This window comes from Streptomyces sp. 13-12-16 (assembly GCF_002114215.1).
Classification (GTDB): domain Bacteria; phylum Actinomycetota; class Actinomycetes; order Streptomycetales; family Streptomycetaceae; genus Streptomyces.
The window spans coordinates 1-2,189 of record NZ_NCTE01000888.1 but is presented as its reverse complement, the minus strand read 5'-3'; the positions used below and the strand labels follow the sequence as shown (position 1 = coordinate 2,189).

At 70.9% G+C, this 2,189-nt stretch carries 2 protein-coding genes; one reads left to right on the top strand and one right to left on the bottom strand.

Translation table 11 applies throughout. The annotated features are described in order from the left end of the window. Positions 1 to 745, bottom strand: a 745-nt coding sequence (locus tag B7767_RS31320) for an HAD family phosphatase (RefSeq protein WP_085575084.1), incomplete at its 3' end; no start/stop codon positions are given. 579 nt (positions 746 to 1,324) lie between these two features. Here B7767_RS31320 and ssd point away from each other — a divergent pair. After that, on the top strand, positions 1,325 to 2,189 hold an 865-nt coding region (ssd, locus tag B7767_RS31315; RefSeq protein WP_085575083.1), incomplete at its 3' end, for a septum site-determining protein Ssd.

Genomic DNA, 2,189 nt, shown 5'->3' with positions numbered 1-2,189 from the left:
CGGGGCGCGGCGGTACGGAGAAGGCGGGGAAGCGCTGCTTGAGCCGTACCGGCCGGTGGAAGTCGAGGATCGGCCACTCCCGCGCGAGGGCCTCCCGGCGCAGTGCGCGGTCCGGGTTCACGGCGTGCGGGTGGCCCACGGACTCCAGCATCGGCACATCGGTCACCGAGTCGCTGTAGGCGTAACACCGGGCCAGGTCGTAGCCCTCCGACTCGGCCAGCTCCCGGACCGCCTCGGCCTTGGTCGGGCCGTACGCGTAGTACTCCACCTCGCCGGTGAAGCACCCGTCGTCGCCCACGACCATGCGGGTGGCCACCACCCGGTCCGCGCCGAGCAGTTCGCCGATCGGCTCGACCACCTCGGCGCCCGACGTGGACACGATCACGACGTCGCGTCCCGCGGTGTGGTGCTGCTCGATGAGGGTGGCGGCCTCGTCGTAGATGATCGGGTCGATCAGGTCGTGCAGCGTCTCGGCGACGATCTCCTTGACCTGCTGGACGTTCCAGCCGCGGCACAGCGCGGACAGGTACTTGCGCATCCGCTCCATCTGGTCGTGATCGGCGCCGCCGGCCAGGAACACGAACTGGGAGTACGCGGTGCGCAGGACAGCTCTGCGGTTGATCAGGCCGCCTTGATAGAACGACTTGCTGAACGTGAGCGTGCTCGACTTCGCAATGACCGTCTTGTCCAGGTCAAAGAAGGCGGCTGTGCGGGGCATCGAGTGGTTTTCCACGTCCTTGAGCATAGGCGCAGCCCATTCGGCGTAAGGTGGGGCGTGTGGGTTTGCCTGAGAGGGCTCTCGGGTACACCATGGAAGTCACGGATCGTTCGCGACCGTGTCTAACCCGGTCCGACTCCTCCCCCCCCGAGTCGGCCGTGGGGACGACCCCCGCTCTCCCCCCCGGCGGGGGTCGTCGCATGTCCGGGTGGGTTTCCTCATTCTCCTCGCGGTTGGTGCACCGCGCCGGTGCTGTGCGTCCAGACTTTTGTCATGGACATGAATAGTTACCCGCGGTAGTCGTCGGACTGCTCTGCGGAAGTCGTACAGGAGGCGTGCGGGACTCACCGGTATGGGTGACCGCGATATTCACAGGCGTCGCCCCGTCCACAGTTATCGACCAAGATCCACATGTTTTTCCGGATCGCCGCATCGTGATTCCGACGCGCCCGCTCGCCGCGAGTTCACGCCCGGTTCCGTTTGTCGGGTCGCGTACGGCCGGTTTCCGCCGGCCGTTCAAAGAAGAACCGCTTGCCGGCTCTTCGCACGTCCGGGAATCGCGGGGCCGCAGGGGCTGCGCGAGAGATGCAGCAAAGGGGGACGAACATGTCCGGAACCATCACCCACGACCCGCCGCCGGCCACCGGAGGAGGCCGGCCGGGCGCACCGCTGATCCTCACCGAGGACGCCGGGCTCCTCGACGACCTGCTGCGCCTGTGCGCGGCGGCCGGCGCCACACCGGAGGTCCATCACACGGTGCCGGAACCAAGGGGCAGCTGGGAGGCCGCACCGCTCGTCCTGGTCGGGGACGACGCCGCGCGGCGGGTGCGCGGGGCGGCACGCAGGCCGGGAGTGGTGCTGGTCGGCCGCGACCAGGACGACTCCGGGGTCTGGCGGCGGGCCGTCGAGATCGGCGCCGACCACGTGCTGATGCTGCCCGACGGGGAACAGTGGCTGGTCGACCGCATCGCCGACGTGGCCGAAGGCGTCGGACGGCCCGCCCTGACCGTCGGTGTCATCGGCGGCCGGGGCGGCGCCGGGGCGTCCACGCTCGCGTGCGCGCTCGCCGTCACCTCCGCGCGTGAAGGGTTGCGCACCCTCCTCGTGGACGCCGATCCGCTGGGCGGTGGACTCGACGTGGCCCTCGGGGGCGAGACGGCCAAAGGGCTGCGCTGGCCGGCGTTCGCCGCGTCACACGGCCGGGTCGGCGGCGGCGCCCTGGAGGAGTCACTGCCGGAACTGCACTCGCTGCGGGTGCTCAGCTGGGACCGTGGCGACTGTCTCGCCGTACCGCCCAGGGCCGTACGCGCGGTGCTCGCCGCGGCGCGGCGCGGAGGCGGCACCGTCGTGGTCGACCTGCCGCGCCGCGTCGACGACGGGGTCGCCGAGGTCCTCGCCCAGCTCGACCTCGGGCTCCTCGTGGTCCCCGCGGAACTGCGCGCCGTCGCGGCGGCGGGCCGCGTCGCCTCCG